The sequence below is a fragment of the Frankia sp. AiPa1 genome (assembly GCF_023243075.1).
GTDB lineage: Bacteria > Actinomycetota > Actinomycetes > Frankiales > Frankiaceae > Frankia.
Map to the genome: position 1 here is coordinate 1 of NZ_JALKFZ020000158.1, position 21804 is coordinate 21804.

Here is a 21804-nt window from a genome sequence, read left to right on the forward strand (position 1 = left end):
CCCCCCCCCCCCCCCCCCCCCCCCCCCCCCCCCCCCCCCCCCCCCCCCCCCCCCCCCCCCCCCCCCCCCCCCCGGACGGCATCGACGCGGTGTTCGACCTCGTTGGTGGGGCGGTGCTCGAGGAGCTCGCCGGCGTCGTCGCCGATCCGTCCAGACTGCTCACGGCCGCGGACCGGCCGACAGCGGAGCGTCTGGGTGGCACGGGCGTGGTGCGAAACCGCTCCCAGGCAGTACTCGAGACGGTGGCCCAGCTCGCCGCGGCCGGCGTGCTGGACCCGCGGGTGAGCGTCACCTATCCGCTGTCCGAGGCCGGCACCGCGTTGCGGGCCGTCGAGAGCGGACACGCCCAGGGAAAGATCGTCATTGAGGTGTCAGCCTGACCCGTCAGCGCACCCAGTGGTAGAGGGCACCCCCGCTGAGGACCTGGACGGCCAGAACGACACCGACACAGGCCAGCAACGGCACGACGACCATGCGCTCCACCCGGCCGTCCGTGCGTGGAACCAGCACCGTCTCCATCCGCCACGGAATCGGCCACAGCAACAGGCAGCCGCGTGGCGTGATGCAGTCCCCGAGCAGGTGGGCGAGGCAACCGGCGACGACCGGGTAGCCGGCGAAACTCATGTCGAGGCCGTGCATGGCCCAGACCGCGGCGGCGGCGGTCACGCAGTCCTTGAGCCCCGACCAGAACTCATGGCCCTCGAAGTCCAGGCCAAGACCGCGCAGCCCGAAACCAACCAGGATGAACAGCGCCGCCCACCAGCCATACCGGAAATGTGCGGCCAACGCCGACATCGCAAGGCCCATGGCTGCGGCGAACACCAGCGAATGGGTGGCATGCCGATGGCCGCCGCTGGCCCGGCCCACCCATCGACACAGCAGCCGCGTCACCGGCCCGAGCGTCCCCGCGATCCGGCCCGAGGGATGGTCGATGTCCGGCAGCAGCCCCGCGCCCGCGGCGACCACCGTCGCGGCCATCACCTGACCGGTCGACAGGGACAGCGCATGCGACCCCCACCACTGCTCGCGCGCCAGCAACGGGGCGACGGCCAGCCACAGCACCGCCCCGCTGAGCGCATGCGTCCGACCCATCACCGCGACTCGACCTCTCTGATCAGCACGCGGGGACTTTAGCGCCCGTTCACCGACACAGGTCGGGCAACACCCACGGACGTCGCCTGTCCGACATCGCCGCGCACATCCACCACCACCCCGACCGCAACCGCCACCCCGACCCCGACCGCGCACGGCGACCGCGACCGCGACCGCGCACGGCGTAGGACGTAGGGCGTGGTGCTTCGAGCCGAGGCCCGCAACCCAAGCCAGCCGACCCGGCGAAGCACGAGGGCCCAGGATCGCTACCTTCCGCGTCGGCCGGGATGGCAAGATCGCGTCAACCAGGTCGTCGTGGGGGGCAAATCGGACACGAACGCCCCCACAGCGACCTGGTTGGATCTTGACGCCAGGAATGCCATCACCGAGGGTGACTTTCTCCGTATTGGCTGGGCGCGGGAGGTCAGAACGTCCATCCGGCGAGGGAGCTAAGCGTGTCGGCAAGTATGTCCAGAGTCGTCTCCCGCGCGACGGAATGTCTGACGGCGGCGGCGATGGCCGGCCGCGCGGCAAGGTCGACGAGGTCTGGGCGTTCCTCGCGCCACGGGACACTCCGGGCGCCACCGCCAGGACGTCGATAGAAGTAATGGCAGGTCGCGAGTAGACCAGTCATCTTCTCCACGAAGCCGTCAGCGGGTCCGACCACGGCCGTCCGACGGCGGCTGAGCTGCGGATTGTGTACAACCATGGACGTCGCCGCCCCGCCGTAGTGGTCCCGCCAGCCGTAATGAACGGCACCGACCCCGGTCTGCAGGGCTGCGCCCATACACAGGCAGCAGCGCTCCACGTTCGTATACAGCGAATGCTGCTGGAACGAGCCCCGGAAAGGAAGGTGCGCGAGAGCGTTGACCTCAGCGTGCGCGATGCGCGAGCCGGCAAGCTGGTTAGGTCGCCCGATGGCGTCCGCACGCGCGCAATGCGCCTGCCCGACTGCGGTGCCGTGCTCGTCGAGCACGACCGCGCCGATCGGCAGATTGCCACCACGAAAGGCATCCCAGGCCAGGGACATCACCAGCGGCCACGGAAAGTTCATCCGTCAAGAATGACCGACTTCACCGTCGGCGACGTTGTGGACCGTCCAGACCGGGGCGTCCTCCCTCCCCGCCAGGAATGACGGGGAGGGAGGACTCTTTCGGCCCTGGACGAGCCGCCGGACGTCGGGGCAGGGCGTCCGGAGATCAGGCCGCACCAGCCAGCGCAGGAATGCCGGTGGCGGGTGGCGCTCGGTGAGGGGCGCCTAGCGGGTGAGCGTCTGGCTGTGGCGCCTGGCAAGCGGGCGCATGGCGGGTGGCGGGTGCCCGGGTGGCCGGGTGGCCGGGTGGCCGGGTGGCCGCCGGGACCCGACGGGCTGTGGGGCAGGGTCAGCCGGCGTCGTTGCCCGTGACCGGAGTCGAGTACGGATGCCGGCGCGGGACGAGCGTCGGACGCAGGCATCGCCCCTGGCGCGGGTGGACCGGCCGCGGCGCGAAGTTCCCGCGGGACGCCGCGTCCGGCGGCCCCGGCTGCGGCGGAATGCCCGAGGAGGGCCGGCCAGGCTGCCCCGGCTGCGAGCCACCCGGACGTCTCGGCGGAAAGATGCCTGGCCGCCCGGATGCGGATGTCGTCGCATCCCCCGACGCCGTCGACGGACGCTGCGGTGGCCGCAGTGACTCCGACGAGGGCGGCGCCGACGAGTGCGGCGGGGACGCAGGAGGCCTCGGTGCTGGCGGCCTCGGTGCTGGCGCGGCTGACGGTGGTGGGGTGGGCGGCAACGGCGGCAACGTGGGGTACGACGGGTGCCAGGGTGGCAGCGCCGCACGAGGTGGCCGCTGCCGGGGCACCCTCGGTGGCAGAGACGGAAGCGGTCCCGGGGCAAGGGGTCGCCGCTGCCGAGGTGGCAGCGGCGGAATCGGTGCCCGCCGCCCCGGCATCGGTGCCTGTGTGGGCGGCGGCGATTCGCGCTGGGGCGTGCCTTCCGCGGGTGTGACGGTCAGCGGCGACGTACGTCGGGTCACCGGGAGAGTGAGCGCGCCAGTATCCGATTCCGTGCTGCTCCCGCCGTCGGCCCCACCTTCGGTCCCGGTCCCCATGCCGGTACCGGTGCCGGGCCCAATCCCGCTCCCAGCTCCGGTCCCCGTGCCGGGCCCAGTTTCCGCGCCGGTCTCGGAGCCGGTGTCGGCTCTGATCCCAGCGCGAGCCGTACGGGGCGCGGACACCGACGAATCCTCGGCCACCGGGGGGCTGTCGAACAGAGCCGATCCCCCACGTTCCGCCGATACCTCGGGCTCCCGCGCCGCACCCAGCTCCGCCGAGGCTGCGAGTTCCGACGGGACACCAAGTTCCGACGGGACACCAAGTTCCGACGGGACACCAAGTTCCGACGGGACACCAAGTTCCGACGGGACGCCGGCGGCCCCCGCATCGGCGACGGTAGCCGACGCGGGCGAGGCCCCCTCGCCGCAGTCGGTCTGATCAGCCGAGCGGACGGAGCCGACCGTCACGTCGGTGCCCGTCACCGCGATCGCGTCGACAGGCGCACGCACGTTGCGCGCGGACGCTTCGACGCGGGGTACATCGGTGCCGGACGTCCCAGTCGCGGCCCCGGTCCCCTTGGCTTCGAGACCCTCGTTCCCCGGGCCCCCGGTCACCGAGGCCCCGGCCCCGGAGGCCTCGGCCCCGGATGCCCTGGTCCCGGATGCCCTGGTCCCGGAGGCCTCGGTCGCGGGTACATCGGCGTCGGACGGATCGCCGCCAGGCAGGTCGTCCGGCGCCGGGTTGAGCGTCGTGCTCCCCGGAGCTCGACGGACGAGGGAGACACCGCCCTGCGCCGAGCGGCCGCGGGCACCGTCGTCCTGCGCCAGCTGGTCGGAGGACGCGCCGCCCTGGGACCAGCGGTCGTGCTGTGAAGCGTCGTGTGATGGACAGTCATGTGGGATGGTTCTCCTCGCGGCCCGGCCGCGCATGCGCGACTCCACCACCGCGAGTACGACGAGAAATCCCAGCAGGATCATTGCCGGCGTAAGCATCGCCGTCCTTCCCCCCCGAACAGGTCTCCGCGGACCCGCCCCCGTCGCTCGAGGTAGGGGCGTCCAGGCCCGATCGGTCCCGCTCAGATCTGGTCACGCGGGCAATTGACACCGTACGAAGTGATGGCCCGGGGGCAGCCCGATCCGCTCACACTCCGATAGTTAGCCGGATCGGGGGGTGAACGCCCTGGCCAGGTGGCCCTGGATACCCCCGCAGGACACCTCGGACCGGTACATTCACGCCATCGTGTTCACGATTCCCGGTCCGGTCGATGCGCCCTGGTCGCCCGTCCGCGCACTCCCCCGCCATCGCGGCGCGCGCCGTCCCCAGGGCCGCGGCACTCTCGGCGCACGCTGAGCGCTCCGTCGCGGTGACCACGTTCGTTCCGCTCGCACTTCTCGCCGCGTTCCTGTTGGCATCCTCGGCCGCGGTGCAGCAGCGCGCCGCGGCACGCAGCCGCTTCGTCGTGCAGGACGACGCGCAGGCCTTCATGCCGGGGCCGCGGCACCTGATCGAACTGGCCCGTAGCCCGCAGTGGCTGCTGGGCTGGGCACTGAACGCCAGCGGATTCCTCATCCAGGCGGTCGCCCTGCACCTGGGAACGCTCGCGCAGGTGCAGCCGTTGATGGTGACGCAGCTGGTGTTCGCCCTGCCGCTGGGCCACATCGGCACCCGGCTGCGGATGGCCCGCACCGCCTGGTGGGCGGTCGCCGCGATCTGTGCCGGCCTTGCCCTGCTGCTCGTCGTCCAGGAGCACCCGCCCGCGCACGCCCCACTGAACCGGGAGCGGGTGGTGCTCGCGACCGCGGCGATCGTGGTGACCGTGATCGCGTTGGTCGCGCGGTCGGGCACGCGCCGGCCGGCGGTACGGGCCGCGATGCTCGGCACGGCGGCCGGACTGCTCTACGCGTTGAGCGCGCTGCTCCTCAAACAGACAACCGACTTAACCCTCAAAAACGGGTTCCACGCAACAGTGACCCACTGGTACGCCTATGCCCTGTGCGGGGTCACACTGACGAGCCTGTGGCTGGGTCAGACGGCCTTCGCGGTCGGGCCGCTGGCCGCGGCGATCACCGCGATGACCATCACCAACCCGACCGCGGCCTATGCCCTCGGCCTGTTGCTGTTCGACGTGCCCACCCCCCGGCAACCCGGGGTGATCGCCGGTGTGGCCGTGGCGGCCGTGCTCGTCGTCGGCGGGGTTGTCCTGCTGACCCGGCCGAGCGCGACGCCGCGCCCGCGCCACGCCTCGCTCTGAGCGAACCTCAGCGGTTACCGAACAGGCCGCCGAGGCCGCCGCCCAGGCCGCCCAGGCCGCCCAGGTTGCCGAAGCCGCCGCCGGGTCCGCCGGGCTGACCACCGCCATGCTGACCGCCGTGGCCGCCAAGCTGGTTGCCCTGGAAACCCTGGCCACCGAAGCCGAAGTGGCCGGCCGCGCCGGCGCCGGCGAGCGCGTTGTACGGGGGCAGCAGCTCGCTCGGCTGGACGATGACGTACCCGTCGCCGCTGAACTGCATCTGCCAGCTTTCCCCCGTGTTGCCCCGCGGGCGCCACACCGACGACGAGGTCACCGCCGCCTGCATGGTCACCTGCAGGCCCGACGACCAGCCGACGACGGCGTCCGCGTCGGCGAAGTAGTAGTTCTGGTAGGTCACCCGCATGACGAGCGGCGCGCCCGACGTGCACACCGCGACCCGCCCGGTGCCGTGCAGTTCGATCTGGTACGAGCCGACACCCGCGATGCCCACCTGGGTGTCGACGCGGACCAGGTCCCAGCTGAGCTCGGTGTTGAAGGCCAGCACGTTCTTGCCGTCGACGGTCAGGCCGTCACGACCATCGAGGTCGAGCAGGTGGATGTCCTGGGCCTGGTTCGCGAGGAACACGTTGCCGGCGCCGGACGCCTTCATCAGGTTCAGGCCCTCACCGCCGCTGAAGAAGCTGCGGAAGTGGCTGCCCCAGCCCTCCCAGTGGCCGTCGAAGTTCACCCCGCCCTGGTAGGCGACCATGGCGCCCTTGCGGGCGTAGAACTCGCGCATCCCGCTCTGACCGAGGTTCGCGCGCAGCATCTTGGAGTTCTGCAGGGAGAACGGCTCGGTCGACTGCTGCTCCGGATTGTCGAGCAGGCTGCTGCGGATGCCTCCGGCCGGCCCGCCGGGCGGCATTCCGGGCCCACCCGGAGGCATCCCGGCTCCGCCGGGTGGCATTCCCCCCGGCCCACCATGAGGCATTCCCGGACCGCCCGGATAGCCGGGACCACCGGGACCACCGGGAGCCGGCGGATAGCCCGGTCCCGGACCGGCCGGCGGATAGCCGCCCTGTCCTGGGGGACCGGGCGGCGGGTAGCCCTGGCCCGGCGGGGGCGGATAGCCCTGACCCGGTTGCGGCGGATAGCCCTGGCCCGGCGGGGGCGGGTAACCCTGACCGGACTGTGGCGGATAGCCGGCACCGCCAGGGTAGCCGCCCTGGCCGCCGGGATGACCGCCGTACCCACCCTGCGTCATGACTGTTTCCTCTCCGACGTCCCCGACCCCGACGACGTTCCCGACGACGACCCCGGCCCCGACGGCGTTCCCTCCGACAGCACCGGTCAGCCCCGCGCCGAGAGGTTGGGGCGTTCGTCCTCACTGGGCTGGACGACGACGAATCCCTGCCCGGAGAACCCGAGCTGGAACGCCTCGCCGGAACCCCGCCCGATCAGCCCGCCGAGCCGCGCGGTGCGCTTCGGCTGGACGTGCAGGCCGTCGGTGTAGGCGACGAGGGCGTCGGTGTCGACGAACGTCGGGGCTTCGCGGGTGTCGAGCACGATCGGGTTGCCCTTCGCGGTGAGCGCCACCCAGCCGTGGCCGCGCAGCACCACGTTGAACATGCCCATCCCGGACAGCATCGTGATGCCGCGCACCCGCTCGATGTTCCACTGCAGGCCCGCGTCGAACGCCAGGATGTTCTTGCCGTTGACGGACAGGCCCTCGCCGGCGAGCTGCGCGACGATGACCTCCTTGCCGTAGTCCGCGAGGTAGAGCAGGCCCTGTCCGGTGGCGGTCATCAGCGGCACGCCCTCGCCGGTCGCCCAGGACGAGGCGATCCGGCCCAGCTGCGGGGGCTGCGCGTTGAAGTCGATCAGCCCCTCATAGGCAATCATGGACCCGGTGCGGGCGAACAGGTCCTGCCCGGGGTTCATCACCACCTTGACGATCTTGGAGCCGTGTTTGCTCATCCGCTCCATGACGGGCGTCGGTCCGTAGTGGTCCATCAGGCTGCCGTACATGTTCACACCTCGTAGGGCTGGACGACGACGAAGTGCCCGGCGAAACCCATGAACTGCAGGGCCAGGGCCTCCCCGCTGCTGCCGGCGTAGATCTGCCGGGAGATGCGGACCTGGGTGGACACGCTGACCCGCATCCCGGTCGTCCACGCGACCAGGGCGTTCATGTCGGCGAACGTCGGGCCTGCCACGGGCAGCGTCATCGGCGAGCCCTTGGTCATGACGACCACCGTGCCCGGCCCCGACACCTCGAAGTGGAACAGCCCGCCGCCCGGGATGCCGGCGCTCTCGATCCGGCGCACCTCGGTACGCACGGTCGCGTCCATCGCCAGCAGGTTCTTGGCGTTGATGCACAGCGAGGAGTTGCCCAGCTCAACGATGTGCAGGTCGGCGGCGTCCTGAGCGAGGAACACCTCGCCCTGACCCTTGCAGGTCATGAGCTTGAGGCTCTGGCCGGTCAGCTTGCCCTCGATCAGCCCGCGCAGCCCCGCGCTCTTGTAGTCGAACTCGATGTTGCCCTGGTAGGCGACCATCGCTCCGCGCAGCGCCAGCGCGTCCTCACCCAGGGTGACTTTCACCAGCTTGCCGTTCTGCTGGGTCCAGCGGCCGGTGGTCGGCAGCTCCCGGTAGGGTGCCAGGCTGTTGAGCGCCCCCGGCTGGGTCGGCTGGACCTGGGAGGGCAGCGGCTCGGGCCCGCCGAACCCGGCAGCGGGGACCGGCGGCTGCGCACCGGGCATCCCGCCCGCCGCCCCGGCGTAGGCCGGCTGGCCCGCGGGCGTCGGCTGACCGCCGTAACCGGGCTGCCCGCCGTACCCCGGCTGGCCAGGCTGACCTGGCGCAGGTCCGTACCCGGGCTGACCCGGCTGACCCGGCGGAGGTCCGTACCCGGGCTGGCCTGGCTGACCGGGCGACGCCCCGTAACCAGGCTGGCCTGAGGCCGGCTGCTGCCGAGCCGGGGGCACGGCGGGTGGGGGCGGCGCGGCGGGCGGCGCCGTCTTGCGCTGGTCGTGGACGGGCCGGGGTGGCGCGGCCGGCAGCGGGGGCGGAGCGGCGGCCTGCGGCTCGTCGGCGACCTCGCCGCCGTAGGAACGGATCAGCTCGGCGAGCCCGCCCTGGAAACCCTGGCCGATCGCGGCGATCCGCCACACGCCCTTGCGGTAAAGGTCACCGATCATCACCGCACGCTCGCTGGTGAAGTCGGCCCCGGTGAACGCGTAGCGCAGCACCTCCGTCCCACCCGCGACGATCCGCAGACAGCCCGACGCGATCGCCGAGGCGCTGCCCACTCCGTCCAACGCGGCGCAGAACGACAGCCGGCCGATCGACGTCGGCACCCGGTCGAGGTTCACCTGGAATGCCTGACTGTCGCCCTGCTGCGGGCCGAGCTGGCGGACCGACCCCTCCGGCGAGGACGGCTGGTTGAAGAAGACGAAGTACCGATCGTCGGAGAGCTGGTCGGAGGTGTCCAGCCCGAAGCAGGAGATGTCCCACTCCCCCGGCGCGTTGATCTGCACGCCGATGTAGAGGTCGGTGCTCTGGGTGACCGCCGAGAGCTGAGCCTTCTGCCCGCGACTGAACTGGGTGACCACAGCACTCCCCTCGCTCGCCTGCCGCCGCCCGTGGGCCGCCGGGCCATGCCACGCCCGGCTGCGCACCGGACTTGCGGGCAAACTAGCAGCTACCCGCCGCGCCGAGGCCACACGCCGGCATCCGGGCCCTGTCATCGACGGGACACACCCGTCATCGTGCACGCCGGCTACGCCCAGCGTGACATCCGCCTCGCCCTGGACGGCACCCGTGTCGTTCACTGGACGCATGCGCCACGTCGAGCACAGCGTCAGCACCAGTCCGAAGCGGCTGTCGAAAATCGGCCTCGGCACCTGGCAGTTCGGCTCCCGCGAGTGGGGCTACGGCCGCGACTACGCCGACATCGGTGCCGCGCAGGTCGTACGGCGCGCCCTCGAGCTTGGGATCACCGTGTTCGACACCGCCGAGGTGTACGGCCTCGGCCGCAGCGAGCGCATCCTCGGCGCGGCCCTCGCCGCGGGCACCGGCACCGGCTCCGCGACCCTGGACAAGGCCGGCACCGAGGCCGCGAGGAACGCCTACCTGGCAACGAAGATCATGCCGGTGCTGCCGGTGGCTCCCGTCGTCGAGCAGCGCGCGGTCGCGAGTGCACTCCGGCTCGGCGTCCGCCACCTCGACCTGTACCAGGTGCACCAGCCGAACCCGGCGATCCGCGACCGGTGGACGATGCCCGGAATGCGTGCGCTGCGCGCCGTCGGCCTCGTCGGCGACGTCGGGGTCAGCAACTACTCGCTGCAACGCTGGCGGGAGGCGGACGCGGCGCTGGGCGCCCCGGTGCTGTCGAACCAGGTGCCGTACAGCCTCGCCCGTCCGCAGCGCGGCGCGGCTCTGCTCGACGTCGCGGCGGCCGAGCGCCGGATCGTCATCGCCTACAGTCCGCTGGCCCAGGGCCTGCTCTCCGGCCGCTACGACGCCACGCATCGGCCGGCCGGGCGGGTCCGGTCGGTGAATCCGCTGTTCCTCCCGGAGAACCTCGACCGGGTCGCGCCGCTCCTTGACACGCTGCGCGAGATTGCCGCCGCCCATAGTGCGACGCCCGCGCAGATCGCTCTGGCCTGGGCGATCCACCATCCCCAGGTGATCGCGATCCCCGGCGCTTCCAGCGTCGCCCAGGTCGAGAGCAACGCCGCAGCCGCCGACATCACCCTCGCCGACGACGAGTACACCGCGCTCACCGAGGCCTCGAACCGCTTCACCCCCGTGACCGGCCGCTCCACCATCACCGCCCGCGCCGCCCAGACCCTGCGCCGCTGACGCTCTGTGGCCGCCATGCCAATGGGCCTGTTGACCTCAAGCCAGGTTGAGCTTCTAGCGTGAGCATCAGATGCCGCGACGTGATTGTCCGGGCAGCGAAGCTCCGGAGCGTCGGGCAGGGGAGCACCATGAGCACCGATTCCCACGCCACGCACGACCTTCCTGCTGATGCCTCGTCCGCGGAAGTCGCACCCCTGAACGTCACGCCGACGGAAGTCACGCCGAGGGAAGTCACGCCCTACCCGGACGAGGTTCTGGCCAGGCAGCCGGCCGGGTACTGGACCGGGGAGGCCTACCGCACGATCGTGGGCCGCATCCGCGCCGAGCTCGCCGTCGAGGACCTCACCCAGCCACACTGGTGGATCCTCAACCACGTCGCGGGTTCACCCGCCCGGTGGAGCCGACCGGACCTGATCCGCCGGCTGACCAGGTTCGACGACCAGAACACCGACTTCGACGCCGTCCTCGACGACCTACTCACCCGCGGCTGGCTCGCCCCGTCCCCGTCCCCGCCTCCGCCTCCGCCTCCGCCCCCATCCCCGTCATCGGCACCCGAGCAGACAACCGCACCAGGATCGGAGCCGACACAAGGACCGAAAGGCACACCGCCACCCGAGGCCGCACCAAGACCCGAGGTGGCACCAAGACCCGAGGTGGCACCGACCCTCGTCCTGACCACGGCGGGCGAGGCCGGACGGGCACGCGCCGCCGAACGCGCTGGCCGGGCGCACGCTCAAACGCACGTGGGCATCACCTCCGAGCAATACGCGGCCACGCTCACCGTCCTACGCCGCATGATCGCCAACCTCGGCGGCAACGCCGAATTGCCCTAACGGACCGCGCCCAATCCGATCCCCTCAGCCACCCCAGCGGCCGCCAGCTACGCGCCGCAGCGGGCCGCGAAGCAAGATCCGCCTACACAGGTCGCCGTGGGGGACAAATCGGACACGAACACCCCCACGACGACCTGTTAGGATCTTGGCCCCTCATGAGACCGAATCAACCGTCACTGAACGTGAAATTAGCGAGCGTGGCCTCAGTCGAGGGAGAGCGCCGCGCCGCCCCGGGCAGGCCAACGGGGTCTCCGGCAGGGCCAGCCAGAGACCGGGTCCAGCGGAAAGGGACGTTCCGCACAATCGGACACCGGGACGCCCGGCGGCGCGCGGAAGCCAGCGGAAGCCAACCGATGAGCGGCCGGCTGTCAGCCTCAGGGAGCGCCCACGGCACCGCCGGAACACAGCCCCCAACCCCGAGAACACGGACGGAACCACCGAAGCACGGACCAACCGGGAGAACACGGACGGAACACGGACGGAACCACCGGGGCGTCAGACAGCCCCAGCTCAGGGAGCAGGGAGCCCGGACGGTGCCGTCGAGGCCGCGGACAACCCAGCTCAGGGAGCGCGGACGGGCACCACCGAAGCCACGGACAACCCGGCTCAGGGAGCGCGGACGGTGCCGTCGGGGGCGTAGACGTCGTCGGAGGTGACGACGTGGAACGGCGGGCAGACGCCCGTCGAGTGGTGGGCTGCGGACTCCAGCGCCAGGCGGACCCGCTCGTCTGGGGCGAGGCCGCTGGTGGTGTACAGCGAGCCGCTGGCGTACTCGTCGCCGCTGCCGATGGCGTAATAGTCGTCGACGCTGCGGCCGATCTGGTAGTCCGAGTCGATCCGGTACAGATGCCCGCGGATACCGACGAGGAACAGCCCGCCGCTCTCGTTGCCGGACTCGTTGCGGGCGAACCCGCCGTCGCGTAGACAGTCGCGGACCACGGAGATGAACTCGGTCGCCATGAAGCGGTCGAGGTCCCAGTCCTGCGGAACAGGGGGCACGAGGCTGTAGCGCAGCAGCTGGCCCATCCGGAACGAGTCGGTGAATCCCATCAGGAACTCGCCGTTGCGAAACACCTTGGTGTCCGCACGCACGGTGACGGACCAGCCGGCCACGCCGGCACTGTCCCCACCGATGACGACCCGGCCGTCTTTCTGTACACCGACGATGCAGGTCACGAAGCGGGATGGTACCGGTTCTCCCCGCACGCGGACGCCCCACCCGTACACGTCCGTCGTCTTCGTCACGGACCGTCTCGAACGCGACGGTTCAGCCGCTCGGACGCGTCCACATGGCAGGCTCTACCGGGACGGCGCAGGACGGTCGTCATGGCAGGTCGCGCGGCCCGGCGGCCGATCGGATGGCTTTCGCCGCCGTGCGTCCGATCGTCACGGCTCCACGGGCGGGATGACAGAATGATCATATGAGAGGAATGCGCCAGCGGTGGGAATGAAGCGGTTCATGTCGCGGCTCGGGGTGGGCGCGGCCGAGGTGGACACCGTGCTCGACCGGCCGCAGACGCAGCCGGGCACGGTCGTCACCGGGGTGACGAACATCGTCGGCGGCAAGGTCGCGCAGGAGATCGAGAAGGTGCTCGTCTCGCTGGAGGCCACCGTCGAGGTCGAACGGGACGACTCGACCTGGTACGAGGAGGTCGTCTTCGGTACCCAGCAGGTCGGGGGCGGTTTCACGGTCGCGCCCGGCCAGCAGATCAGCGGCCGCTTCGAGCTGCCCGTGCCGTGGCAGACCCCGATCACCAACGTCGGCGACTGGCATCTGCGCGGCATGAAGATCGGGGTACGCACGAAGCTCGCGATCCCCGGCGCGGTCGACCCGGGCGACCTCGACCCGGTCGAGGTGCATCCGCTGCCGATCCAGGCGGCGGTGCTCTCCGCGCTCGGCGGCCTGGGTTTCCACTTCCATTCCGCCGATGTCGAGAAGGGCCGCCTGGGCGGTTCGGACCTGCCCTTCTACCAGGAGATCGAGCTGCGCCCGTCCGGCGAGTACGCGAAGCGGATCCGCGAGCTCGAGGTGACGTTCCTCGTCGACGGCGCCGGCACCGACATCGTGCTCGAGGCCGACCGTCGCGGCGGCCTGTTGTCCTCCGGCCGCGACGAGCTCACCCGCTTCCGCCTGGCCCACCATGACCTGGACCAAAGCGCGCTCGCCGGCCTGCTCCACCAGCAACTCGAACACCTCGGCCGCCGCCGCGGCTGGTTCCGCTGAGAACAAGGGACAACGCGGGCCCGAGGCCAGGGGACGCGGAGGCGGTACCCGCGACGGAGCTGCCCGGCCAGTCCGGGCGGGGGTTAACCGCACCCCGCCCATCCGCGGGCCCATCCGCGGGCCCATCTGCCGGGCCTGTCCCCCATGGCCAACCGCTGCCCATCCCCCAGCCGTGCGCGGTCCGTTCGGCCGGGTGAGGAAACTGTCCCGATCCGCGTGCATACACGGAGCAGGTGAAGGTAGCGTGGTTTGTCAGCTCATGCCTGCGTGCGGTGACATCGCCCAGGTGCGCACAGACCAATGCGGTATCGGGGGCGCGGACTGGTGACTGGATGACGACTCCACAGATGGATGCGCTGGGGAAGGAACTGGTCACGCGGATCTTCAGTCCGGCCGAGCGCTGGGGCTGGGAGTTCTCGCCCGCGCACCCCGCCGTTGCGCATCCGGAGGCCCACCAGCCACCCTCGCAGTACCCGGTACCGCCGCCCGACCTGCGCGGGCTCGAGTTCCGCCGGCAGTACCTGCTGAGGAGGATCTGGAAGCCGGTCGTGGGCGGCATCCTGCTCGTCGCCGGGCTGGGGGCACTCGTCAGCTCGCCGGCGGGCGGGCTGTTCGCGCTCGCCCTGGGGGCGGGACTGGTCGCCTGGTACGTCGTGCCGCTGATCTCGATCGACCGGCAGAAGAAGGCGTACATCGCCGCCTACGAGGCCGAGCTCGCCCGACGCCAGTACGAGTTCCAGGGCGCGTACGCGGCCTGGCAGCAGCGCGTCTACGAACACGACGAGGCCGAGCGGCACCGGGTCGCGACGGCGATGGACTTCTACCCGCTCGATCTCCAGCGGCCCGCGCGGGTCGACGTCTTCGGCGGCACCGGCGCCGGCTGGACCAGCATCCTGGCCACGGGCGGCGCCTCGCTGCTGGGCAGTGGCGCCGGGATCCTCCTGCTCGACCTGTCCGAGGTCAGCGTCGGTGCGGGCCTGGTGATGCTCGCCAACGACGCCCAGCCACCGACCGGCCGCACGCTGCCGGTCGAGGTCCGGGAGCTACCGGCATCGTTGGAGCGGATCGGCCTGCTCGCCGGGCAGGAGCCGCACGAGGTCGCGGAGCTGCTCGCCGACGCGTTCGACGCCGACCGCCGCGGCGGGGGCGACCACAGCCTGCGGGCCATCGACCTCAACGTCCTGCGCGTCGTGACATCTTCGATCCACGCGCCGCTGGCCTTCGCCCGGCTCGCCGCCGCGCTGCGCATCCTCGACAACCAGAGTTCCGCCATCCACGAGGGCGTGTTCGACGCGTACGAGATCGACGCGCTGCAGCGGCGCATGCACGATCTCGGGCAGCGGGACCGGACCGCGGAGCAGATCAGCTTCCTGCGCACCGAGCTGGAGACGCTCGCCGGCGCCGAGCCCGCCCTGCCGGCCACCTCGGCGTACCTGGCCAAGGACGGGTCGGACTTCTGGCCGCGCGGCGGCCTGCGGGTGCTGGCGACGACGAGCTCGGGCCGCGACAGTTCCGGGCGACGCAAGCTGCTGGTCGACCGGGTTCTCATCCAGTCCCTGCTGCACCGGCTGCGCAACGACGCCGACCTGCGTGCCCGCAGCGTCGAGGACGTCGTGGTCATCGCCGGCGCTGACCATCTCGGCCGGGAAACCCTGACCACCCTGACCCGGCAGGCGGAGGCGGTCCAGGTTCGGTTGATCCTGCTGTTCAAGAGCCTCAGCGACGACGCGGAGAAGCTCATCGGAACCGGTCACAGCGCCGCCATCTTCATGCGGCTGGGAAACGCGCGGGAGGCCGCCGCGGCCGCCGACCACATCGGCCGTGGCTTCCGTTTCGTGCTCTCACAGGTGACCAACCAGGTGGGCAGCAGCTTCACCGAGGGCTTCTCGAACAGCTACGGCGAGCAGGACGGCACCTCATACACCGAGGGCACCGGCGGCCACAGCGCGCTCGGTGCCGGCGGACGCACCAGCGGCGACAGCTGGAACCGCTCGACCACCACGTCGCACTCGTCGTCGTGGACGAACACCGTCAACGTCTCCAACGGGGTGAACCAGAACGTCGGCACGACCCTGCAACGGGAGAAGGACTACGCGGTCGAGCCGACGACGTTGCAGAGCCTCGCGGCCACGGCCTTCATCCTGGTCGGGACCGACAGCGGGCCTGGTCGGGTCCGTCCCGGCGACTGCAACCCGGGCCTCGTGCTGCTGCCCAGGGTCGCCAGCACGCCACGGGACTTCACCGCCGTTCCGGCACTCCCGGGACCCGGGAAGCCTCACCCACGGCGGTACCACCGCCACGCAGCAGATCGCCGCCCCGCAGCCCACCCACCAGGCGCCTCCCTATCCGTATCCCGGGATGGCGGGTCAGTCACAGCCCCAGGGCGGCCAGGGCTATCCGCCCGGCAGCGCGGGGTACCCGCCGCCTGGCGGTTACCCCAACCAGGGATACCAGCAGCCCGGCCAGTGGTAGCGCGGGAGCAGGAGTGCTGGAAAGGTTCCGTTTTCACCGGCTGCTCACCGTCCCGCGCCCGCCCGACCAGGCGGAGGCACCCGACCCCGCGTCGGTGCAGCTGTTCGCCGCGCTCATCGCGGCCCACGCCGACCTGACCTGCGACGCCGACGCTGGCCCGGCCGCGGATCCGACCGCGATCGCGGTTGCCTGGCTACGGGTTCCGGGAGATCCGCACCTGCGCGTCCTCGTCGGTGGGAGTCCCACGTTTCCCCCCGCACGCTCGGCGCCGGCGTACGGCACGTCGGCGCCGAGCAGTCCTCCGGTACCAGTACCGGTGTTGTACCCGCCAGGCAGCACGGGGGTCGCGGTGGACAGCGCCGAGGTCGTCGCGGCGCTGGACCAGTTCCCCAGCTGGCTGCGCTGTGCCGGCACGGCCGATGCCCTCTGGGTCGCCGACCGTCCCGGCGCTGCCGGCGGTGCCGGCCGGGGCGGCGACGGCGGTCCCGCGCGGCACGGCTCGTTCGACGACTTCGCCGCCCATCTGCCCGGCGCCTTCGCCTGGCTGGTCGTCGCCCAGCCGGTGCCCACGGACATCGTCGACACCGAGCGGGCCGACCTGCTGCGCATGATCCCGTTCCTGCGCCGACGCGAACAGGACGGGCACGCCCGCATCGAGCTGGAACGCGCGGAGGCCCGTTACCGCGAGCTCACCCGATCGTCCGCCACCGGTCTCTGGGACGTGCGGGTCCTCGTGGGTGCGCCGAGCGCCACCGAGGCCCGGCTGACCGCGGCTCTGCTGTGCGGCGCGGGCGATCTCGACGACCTGCCCTACCTGCTCACCCCGCAGCGTGGCCGCCCCGTCGGTCTGGCCGAGGCCCTCGGTTCGCCCATACTGTCCGCCGCCCCGCGACCAGCCGCCGCGCCGCGGAGCCTCACCGCAGGTCCGCCCGGCCCGGACACCGGCCCCAGCCACAGCCACAGCACCGGCACCGGCACCGGCACCGGCCCGTATCCTGCGGCCGGCCACCGGCCGACTGGATCCCCCGGGTCGGGTCCCCAGCCAGGTACGCACCTCGAGCCCGGCCCTTTCCCGGATGCGGGCCCGCGATCCGGCTATGGCCCACAGGGACATCCCGGCTCGGCCATCGGCGCCGAGTACTGGCCGGGAACGGAGCCCGGCGCCGGTGCGCGGGGCGGGCAGATCCGGGTGCGGCCGGTCCCATCGCGTCCCGGCTTCGATCAGCCTGATGCTCCCGGTGCTCCCGGTGCTCCCGGTGCTCCCGGTGGCGCCGGCAGTCCCAGGAGTCCAGGCAGTCCTGGCAGTCCCGGCAGTCCCGGCGAGCCTGGGGCCAGATTCTCGGGTCCGGGCGGGCCGGCGGAGCCCCGGGTCGGCGGCCCGGCGAGCGCCGGCATCGAGGCGCGCTTCCCGTTTCGCGCCGGGGGTGAGCTGCTCGCGGCGCTGGCCCGGCCGCCCAGGCGTGAGCTGCCCGGCATCACGCTGGTCACCGCGCACACCTTTGACGTCACCCCCGAAGGCGGCCTGGGCACACGTCCGCCCATGGCACCGGCACCTAGCCTGATCATTCCAGCCGTACCGGACACCTCACCGGGCGCCGGTCGGACCGGCGTAGCCGCCTCCGATCCCGGCGCTGCGATCGTGCTCGGTCAGGTGCTCGATGCGGGCTGGTCGCCGGCCGGGGTGCTCCCGGTGCCCCGCTCGACGCTGAACCGGCACGGCTTCGTCTGCGGCGCGACCGGCTCGGGCAAGTCACAGACCGTCCGGTCCCTGCTGGAGTCGCTGGCCCGCGCCGCCGACCCGGTGCCCTGGCTGGTGCTGGAGCCGGCGAAGGCCGAGTACGCCCGGATGGCCGGCCGGCTCGCCGGCCACGCCGAGGTCCTCGTCATCCGCCCGGGGCATCTGGACGCGCCACCAGCGGGGCTCAACCCGCTCGAACCCGAGCCGGGTTTCCCGCTACAGAGCCACATCGACCTGGTCCGGGCCCTGTTCCTGGCCGCGTTCGAGGCGCACGAGCCGTTCCCCCAGGTCCTGGCCCGGGCACTGACCGTCTGCTACACCGACGCCGGCTGGGACCTCGTCGCCGGCCGGATGCGCCCCGAGCACCGACCCCGGTTCCGCGACGACGAGCCGCTGGTGGCGGCCCGCCCCCGCTTCCCGACCCTCGGCGACCTGCAGCGCACCGCCGCCCGTGTGGTCGAGACGATCGGCTACGGCGCCGAGGTCACCGCGGACGTACGCGGCTTCGTCGACGTGCGGATCGGCTCGCTGCGCGAGGGCACCCCGGGGCGATTCTTCGAAGGCGGCCATCCGATCGACATCGGCGCGCTGCTGACCCGCAACGTCGTCGTCGAGCTCGAGGACATCACCAGTGACCAGGACAAGGCGTTCCTGCTCGGCGCGTTCCTGATCCGCATCGTCGAGCACCTGCGGGTGCGCTCCGCCAACTCCGCCAACTCCAGCAGCTCCAGCAGCTCCAGCAGCTCCAGCACGGACGAGTTGCGGCACGTCCTCGTCGTCGAGGAGGCCCACAGGCTCCTGAAGAACGTGACCGACGGCCCGGCCGCAGCGGCCGTCGAGCTGTTCGCCTCCCTGCTCGCCGAGATCCGCGCCTACGGCGAGGGGGTGCTCGTCGTCGAGCAGATCCCGTCGAAGATCCTCCCGGACGTCCTGAAGAACACGGCGCTCAAGGTCATGCACCGGCTGCCGTCGGCCGAGGACCGCGAGGCCGTCGGCGCGACGATGAACCTGCGCGCGGAACAGTCGGAGCTGGTCGTCGCGCTGCCGCCGGGCGTCGCCGCAGTCGCCGTGGACGGCATGGACCGCCCGGTACTCACCCGCATGCTGCCCGGCGGGCACCGCGAGTCGGCGGATGACGCCCGCCACGACGGGGTCCCGCTGACCGGCCGGCGCAGCCTGCTGTGCGGCACCGACTGCGTCCGACGCGGTGCCTGCACGCTGGGCCAGGTCAACGACGCCGCCCACCTGGCCGCCGGCCCGCTGCTGGTCGTCTGGGTCGAGGCGGTGGCCGCGCACCAGGTCATCGGCCTCGCCCACCTGCTCGGCGAGACGCCCCCCGCACCCGCCCCGGCGCTGCGCGACGACCTGCTCACCCAGCCCCCGCGCACCCTGGACTGCCTGCTCGCCCATGCCGTCGACCGCGCGGTGACGGCCCGCGCCTCCCTGCTGCGCCCCTACGTCGACCCGGACGAGTTCGCCTTCCGCCTCGCCGACACCCTGCGCCACCTGCTCACCACCAGCGCCCCCGCCACCGGTACCAGTGACAGCACGCGCGCTGACACCGTTGACGGCACCAATCGCACCGACAGCATTGACGGCGTCATCCGGGTGGACGCCGGCGCTCCCGACGGCCCTTCCGCCACGAACCAGGCGGAGAACGCCCACCACGCCGACACCGCCGACACTCGGCGCTGGACCGCCGGCTTATACCGTTACCAGGACGTCCGGCGCGCCCTGACCGAAGCCCGGCGCCGCCCCGGCGCGGACCAGCCACATCCCCTGACTGCCCAGTGGCGCCGCCGCGGCCTGTCTCTGACCGGCACCACCATCGCCGCCCAGTTCGACGAGATACGCCGCAGCCCGCACAGCGCCACCGGCATGGACGCGGTATGCCTCGGCGAGCTCGCCACCAGCGGTCTCGCCACCGCCGTTCGCACGCTCACTGGCGGCACCTCGTCCGAGCATCTCCGCCAAGCCCTCGAACAGGCCTGTGTCGGCACGGATCCGGCCGCACTGCTCTTTCAGACCGCAGGCCTGCTCGAGACATACGTCGCAGATGGAGGGCGCTGAGACCCGATGGCCGCGGACTCGCCAACCACGACTGACGCCCCACCACCACCACCACCCGATACCACCACCACCCAGGACAGGGCTGCCGTGCTCGACGGCGACGAGTACACCGACCCATCCGGGCACCAAGAACCCGAACCATCCAGCAGCCGTACGGGAACAGCCACCGGCTCTGCCTTCGCCCAGCCCAGCGATCCCAGCCGTTCAGGCGCCAACAGCGATCAGCCGACCCGCAGGACGGAACAGCCAAGAGACAGCGAGTTCTCTCGCGAGTCCACCCACGTCACGGCCTCGACCACGCAGGACCGCTCGGCGGCTCTGGACGGCGACATTGGCACGGGGCCGGCTGTCGGAACTGGCGAGGATCGGCCGCCCGGACGCGAGGAGATACAGCCACCCCTCCGAGAGACTCCGCGTTCCAGGACCGAGTCCAGCGAAACCCCAGACGGAGCAGACGCACAGTCCACGCAGCCGGCCGGGCCCGCTCCCGACGAGCCGCGGAGCCTCGAACCGACTCCCGGGTTCCAGACCGCCCTTGACGAACGCAAGGCCACGATCGACGAACGCAGGACCGAAGCCCCTGAACCGTCCAGCCCAAGCCTCGAACCGACAGCGGAATTCCAGTTCTCCCTCGACGAACATCAAGCAGCACTCGACGCCCGACGCACCGAACCCACCACCGCCGTTTCCGACCCGCCATACGACACCGAGACCTTTGATCCCTCAACTGCTACCGAGCCGCCACTGGCCGAGCTCGCCCTCGACGCGGGTGGTGGCAACGAGGCAGAGGTCCCGCGCCCGTCACCGATCAGCACGGCACCCGGAGACACTGTCTCGTCCGCTGAGTCTGCGGCGGACGAGACAGCACGGGGGGCGACGGAACGGCCGGAACCCGCCAATCATGAACGAGCCGCTGCAACGCATGCTGATAATGAAGTAGCTGGCCCAGGCGAAAGTGGGCACCTTCCTCCCGAACAGGCGACACAACCGCAGAGGTCTGAGTCTCCTGATCGGGACAATCAGCCCCGGACCGGGGACGCGAGCCGACCCGACCAGGCGGCTCTCCCCCGCACCTACGAAGGCACTGATCACCATGAATCGGCTCCGGCTGACCAAACCCAGGTCACCGAGCAGCGCCTTCAGGAACCGTCGCGGCCCCAGCCCGAATCCGACCATGTGCCTACTGGCGCCCTGCCGGCATCTAAGGACGAGACAGGCCGCGAGCCGCAGGCGGCCGGCGCCGACCCCGCGGGCACAGAACGACGGGACCCGTCCTATGGACGTGACCTCGCACGTGCACATGACAGCTCCGGCGTCTCCGATATGCGCTTGTCCTGGATCTGGCACACCAGCAGGGAGACCTCGGGCGGCCGCGCCTTCTATCCTGTCCTCGATCGCTCCATGCGCAACGCTGCCGCCACTGCGGATCCAGTCCCCGGACGTTACACCGCGGACCTCCACGGGAGCCCTGATGCGTTCCAGGTCGGCCCGGCCGAACTCAATGCCAGCGAGCTCGCCTCCCTTATTCGCCGGGATGACAACTGGAAGGGCCAACCAGTACGTCTTATGTCCTGCGAGACCGGGCAGGGTGATGATCCAATAGCGCAGAAGCTTGCCGACGAGCTGGGGGTGACAGTAACCGCTCCCACCGAGCTTGCGTTCTCCGATCCAGAGACCGGTAGAGTCTGGACCACCTCGATGAGCGAGAACGAGTTCGGCCGTCTGGTGCAGACCATTCCGTACGATGGCACGTGGATTGACTTCCAACCTACAGGAAAGGGAGAGTGAAATGCCAGAGTTCATCGATAGTTTCAAAATCGCGAAGCTTTTTGACGGAACCCGGGACGGCACTCCGTTCGTCACCGAGCGACCTCCGTTTCCGGTTGGGCCGGAACGATTGAAGTTTCTCAACTATCTCGACCACGGCGCCGTCGTACTGCGTGCAGCCGGCCGATCCGTTGACCGCCTCGACTCAAGTCGCGGAAAGACAGTCCCGATTACCTTTCACACCGACGGAGAATGGGTGTGGAGCGCCTCGATAGCCTACTATCTCGAAGAACATGACTTGCCGCCCGAGCCGGAGTTCCTCGACTATCTCCGAGGTCGGAATTTTCACTATGTGGCTCCGGCCAAGGAAAGGGTCAAATCCGCTGGACGCGCCCTCGAAAGCAGGGCTGCGCGAAGGTCGCGTGGTGTGACGATCTGTCGCGTTAGGTGACCATGAACTGGAGTGCCCGGTGGCGGT

General features: G+C 71.2%; 15 protein-coding genes. 9 read left to right on the top strand and 6 right to left on the bottom strand.

Translation table 11 applies throughout. The features are described from left to right. Positions 1-380 (top strand): zinc-binding dehydrogenase (locus MXD95_RS17860; protein ID WP_250641793.1); only part of this gene is annotated, 380 nt, incomplete at its 5' end. Positions 381-384: 4 nt separating this feature from the next. Here MXD95_RS17860 and MXD95_RS17865 read toward each other — a convergent pair. Together MXD95_RS17865 and MXD95_RS17870 are read right to left on the bottom strand one after the other, a co-directional pair. Beyond that, positions 385-1092 (bottom strand): metal-dependent hydrolase, encoded by a 708-nt coding sequence (locus MXD95_RS17865; protein WP_250641794.1) that lies wholly within the window; start codon positions 1090-1092, stop codon positions 385-387. A 424-nt stretch (positions 1093-1516) separates the two neighbouring features. Then, entirely contained in the window at positions 1517-2146 is a 630-nt protein-coding gene (locus MXD95_RS17870; RefSeq protein ID WP_250641795.1) for a deaminase, read from the bottom strand. Positions 2147-4489: 2343 nt separating this feature from the next. Here MXD95_RS17870 and MXD95_RS17875 point away from each other — a divergent pair. Continuing rightward, entirely contained in the window at positions 4490-5377 is an 888-nt protein-coding gene (locus MXD95_RS17875) for a DMT family transporter (protein ID WP_250641796.1), read from the top strand. A 7-nt stretch (positions 5378-5384) separates the two neighbouring features. Here the strand turns inward: MXD95_RS17875 and MXD95_RS17880 are convergent, their stop codons facing one another. The 3 genes from MXD95_RS17880 to MXD95_RS17890 all read right to left on the bottom strand — a co-directional run bounded on the left by MXD95_RS17880 (position 5385) and on the right by MXD95_RS17890 (position 8970). Beyond that, the gene (locus MXD95_RS17880; RefSeq protein ID WP_250641797.1) at positions 5385-6620 is read right to left on the bottom strand and encodes an AIM24 family protein; all 1236 of its coding nucleotides are present in this window, start codon (positions 6618-6620) and stop codon (positions 5385-5387) included. A gap of 86 nt (positions 6621-6706) precedes the next feature. Continuing rightward, positions 6707-7384: an AIM24 family protein gene (locus MXD95_RS17885; RefSeq protein ID WP_250641798.1), complete on the bottom strand. Its 678-nt coding sequence runs from the start codon at positions 7382-7384 to the stop codon at positions 6707-6709. A gap of 2 nt (positions 7385-7386) precedes the next feature. Then, a complete protein-coding gene (locus MXD95_RS17890; protein WP_250641799.1) occupies positions 7387-8970 on the bottom strand; it encodes a TerD family protein in 1584 nt (527 codons plus the stop codon). A 208-nt stretch (positions 8971-9178) separates the two neighbouring features. Here MXD95_RS17890 and MXD95_RS17895 point away from each other — a divergent pair, with 208 nt between their 5' ends. Beyond that, the gene (locus tag MXD95_RS17895) at positions 9179-10222 is read left to right on the top strand and encodes an aldo/keto reductase (protein WP_308301518.1); all 1044 of its coding nucleotides are present in this window, start codon (positions 9179-9181) and stop codon (positions 10220-10222) included. 128 nt (positions 10223-10350) lie between these two features. Beyond that, positions 10351-11055 (top strand): hypothetical protein, encoded by a 705-nt coding sequence (locus MXD95_RS17900; RefSeq protein ID WP_250641800.1) that lies wholly within the window; start codon positions 10351-10353, stop codon positions 11053-11055. Positions 11056-11661: 606 nt separating this feature from the next. Here MXD95_RS17900 and MXD95_RS17905 read toward each other — a convergent pair. Then, positions 11662-12231, bottom strand: a complete 570-nt coding sequence (locus MXD95_RS17905) for an Ntn hydrolase family protein (protein WP_250641806.1) — start codon at positions 12229-12231, stop codon at positions 11662-11664. A 265-nt stretch (positions 12232-12496) separates the two neighbouring features. On the opposite strand from MXD95_RS17905, the gene MXD95_RS17910 reads away from it, so the two are divergent. The 5 genes from MXD95_RS17910 (at position 12497) to MXD95_RS17930 (ending at position 21777) form a co-directional block, all read left to right on the top strand. Next, a complete protein-coding gene (locus MXD95_RS17910) occupies positions 12497-13279 on the top strand; it encodes a sporulation protein (RefSeq protein WP_250641801.1) in 783 nt (260 codons plus the stop codon). Between the two features lie 347 nt (positions 13280-13626). Then, entirely contained in the window at positions 13627-15888 is a 2262-nt protein-coding gene (locus MXD95_RS17915; RefSeq protein WP_250641802.1) for a hypothetical protein, read from the top strand. Beyond that, complete coding sequence (locus MXD95_RS17920; RefSeq protein ID WP_250641807.1) at positions 15792-19559, top strand: helicase HerA-like domain-containing protein; 3768 nt, start codon at positions 15792-15794, stop codon at positions 19557-19559. The genes MXD95_RS17915 and MXD95_RS17920 overlap by 97 nt, the downstream gene beginning before the upstream one ends. A gap of 1329 nt (positions 19560-20888) precedes the next feature. Continuing rightward, positions 20889-21347, top strand: a complete 459-nt coding sequence (locus MXD95_RS17925; RefSeq protein ID WP_250641803.1) for a DUF8616 domain-containing protein — start codon at positions 20889-20891, stop codon at positions 21345-21347. A gap of 1 nt (position 21348) precedes the next feature. Beyond that, on the top strand, positions 21349-21777 hold the full coding sequence (locus tag MXD95_RS17930; RefSeq protein ID WP_250641804.1) for a hypothetical protein: 429 nt from the start codon (positions 21349-21351) through the stop codon (positions 21775-21777). Positions 21778-21804 lie beyond the last annotated feature (27 nt).